The sequence below is a fragment of the Quyinboa ferrireducens genome (genome assembly GCF_042436675.1).
GTDB lineage: Bacteria > Bacteroidota > Bacteroidia > Bacteroidales > UBA5342 > JBHJHP01.
This window is the reverse complement of record NZ_JBHMVA010000046.1, coordinates 1-2,982: the sequence shown is the minus strand read 5'-3', so window position 1 is coordinate 2,982 and position 2,982 is coordinate 1. Positions and strand designations below refer to the sequence as shown.

Here is a 2,982-nt window from a genome sequence, read left to right as displayed (position 1 = left end):
TCATATTTATTCATTTAATAACTGGGATTATAATTGTAATTCTATCAAGAAATAATAAGAGCTTAGGATTATAAAAATAAAACTAGCTACAACACGCGGTCATAGTGCATGCGGTTTTGTTTTAACTTGCAAATTCAAATTCCGTATGCCGTCGTTTTCGGCTTGACAGTCTCCACTGCGTGGGACAGTCAACCGCACGACACCATACCGCGGGAACGTTGTGCGTAATTAGAGAAAAATGATTTTATCCATTATATTCATAAGCATTATTATTATTACAATAATTGAAGGAGTTACTACATATTTGTTAGTAGAAACATTCTTTAATATTGGAATACCTGTATTTAAGCGAACAATTGAGATTGATACATCAACCTTGAAAATTGAAAAATACAGGACAATTGTAAAAGATATGGGTAGATTTCAATTCACAAGAGACAACAAAGTATATTTCCTCACTAGAATGAAATTCTTTAGCTTTAGAACTTCATTCCCTTTCAAAATAATTGGAACAATAAAATCTGACGATAAAATAGATATAGTGGCAAGATTGCCATTAGGGACAACTTTAATTTTTCTATTAATTATTTCGTCTGGGATTTACCTTTCAATGCCGATAGATTTAGAATCATCATGGATTGATATAATAGGAGTTTTAAGCTTATTGATTTTGTTATTATTAATAAGTTTTCTTATTGAATATTCAAGACTCTCAACCATGATAGAAGAATTAAAGGAAATAATAACTACGCACAACACGCGGTCATAGTGCATGGCAGTATTTTTAAACAGAACATATCAACGTTCACCGTCTGTCACTTTCGTCATGACAGTTCCTTTCACGTGTGAAAGAAACTGCCACGACACCATACCGCGGGAACGTTGTACCTCATTTTAAAAATAAATCAATGCTAATTAATTCAACAGACTTTTATTCTAATTATCAAGTAAATTATTACGATTACAAACAACTTTCGTTAAAATACCTGTTAAATAATTACCAAAACCTCAAGTTAAATGAAAGAATCTTAAACTATTCCGATAACGATTTTTTGAGAACGATAAAGAGTGATATTAGACAGACATATTTACATTCAATTGAAACAGTATTTGATTTAATCTATTCGCTTACACCGAAGAAGAATGGCACCATAAGTGAACGGCACATACTTGAGACCATTTCAAAAGGGACTTTTCATTATGATAAAATATCTAAGATTGCCACAGAGAAAGATCAGGCTTTAAAATTCCTAGACGATGAAGTTACTTTTTCGGATGGGAATAAGACTTCACTAATTCATTTTTTGTTTTATCGGGGTTCTGTAATGACAACAGAAATTGAAGACAGTTTAACGGCAATAAAGCATTGCCTAATACTACTAGCCAATGATTTTTCAGATAGAGATGAATATAATAGTTATAAACATACCCTGAAAATATTCCCTAATTTTGATCAATTTAAGCTGAAAAGTATAGATACGGATTCTATCAACTCTACATTCGACGTTTCTGACTCAGTAACTTTTTTTAGAAAAGATAAAAAAACGGGGAAAGAGACTTTAGTGACAAAAGTATTTGATACTGAACGGGATTTAAAGATGACATCAATTTCATCAGATCTAATTTGGAATATCATTATGCCTAGAAAACTTATTTTCTCTAAAAAAGAACGTACATCAAACGAGATAGAACTGGTATTATTTTTAATGAAAGACATAAAAGAAAAATCAAATAGAAATATTAAAGTGAACGATTTAAAGTTGACTTTCGAACCTGAATAAAAAAAAACGAGGTACAACACGCGGTCATACTGCATGGCAGTACTTTTAACTAAAATATTTCAACGTTCGCGGTTAGGCTCTTTTGTCCTGACAGTTCCTTTCCCGCCGGAAAGAAACTGCCACGACAGCATACCGCGGGAACGTTAGCTGCAAGGCAATTAAAATCCTCAACATAAATTGATAGATTTAAATGATAGAACTTATTTTTAACACCACAAATGACTTTTGGAAAAACTTTGCTACATCAACAGCAACTTTAACAGTTGGATTACTTGGATTTATAACTGCTATTTTGACTTTGATTTTTTCCAATTCGAATAATAAACGTAATCACTATTTTTTACTTGAAAAAGATAAAAGAGATCGAGAAGATAAACTAAAAAAAGATGAATTGGATTTTGCAAAAGATAAACGAGAAAGACAAAGAGCATATAATAGAGTTCTAGGCTGTTTCTTAAAAGTTTATCATTCTTATATCAAACATAAATTTCTATTTAATGAGGATGGCATCTCAATTATGCCTGATAAGTATTTGATTCAAATGCTTGACAAAATTGATAATTTTATTGAAGAGATAAATACATTTAAAAGGATTGTTATTACTGAAACAGAAATCATTCCGGAATTGACTATTCATTTGCATGAACTTCTTGACATACTTTCAAGATTTGAACTATTAAGTGCACAAATTCCTACAGACCCATCACAGCCAGATACTGAAAAAATGAAAGTGGTTTTTCAGAGAGCGCATACTTTTGCAGTTTCTGAATTACTTGATGAGTATTTTACTGATTTAATAGAAAAATTGTCAAAAAAAGCAGAAGTATCTGATGACTTTATTGACTTAATGAAAGAATTTAATTCTTCTGAAACTATGGAACGAAATATCAAAACACAACAGGAAATAATGGAGAGAATGATGCAATCGCTTTCTCGTCAACTAGGACAGGATGTAACAATTAATGATTTCATGTAACGAAAAAAAATGCCCAGCAGCTAACACGCGGTCATACTGCATGGCAGTATTTTTAAACAAAACATATCAACGTTCGCAGGCTGTCTCTTTTGTCCTGACAGTTCCTTTCCCGTCGGAAAGAAACTGCCACGACAGCATACCGCGGGAACGTTAGGTGCAAGCGTAAAAAATATCATTATGAAACTGACGAAATCTCAAATTAAAGAAATGGCCCAGAATCTTGAG

At 32.1% G+C, this 2,982-nt stretch carries 3 protein-coding genes; all 3 read left to right on the top strand.

The annotated features are described in order from the left end of the window. The first annotated feature begins 238 nt into the window (after positions 1-238). The 3 genes from ACE01N_RS20225 (at position 239) to ACE01N_RS20215 (ending at position 2,757) form a co-directional block, all read left to right on the top strand. Complete coding sequence (locus tag ACE01N_RS20225) at positions 239-769, top strand: hypothetical protein (RefSeq protein WP_375730216.1); 531 nt, start codon at positions 239-241, stop codon at positions 767-769. A 139-nt stretch (positions 770-908) separates the two neighbouring features. Continuing rightward, the gene (locus ACE01N_RS20220) at positions 909-1,781 is read left to right on the top strand and encodes a hypothetical protein (RefSeq protein WP_380592844.1); all 873 of its coding nucleotides are present in this window, start codon (positions 909-911) and stop codon (positions 1,779-1,781) included. Between the two features lie 190 nt (positions 1,782-1,971). Then, on the top strand, positions 1,972-2,757 hold the full coding sequence (locus ACE01N_RS20215) for a hypothetical protein (protein WP_380592842.1): 786 nt from the start codon (positions 1,972-1,974) through the stop codon (positions 2,755-2,757). Positions 2,758-2,982: the final 225 nt, after the last annotated feature.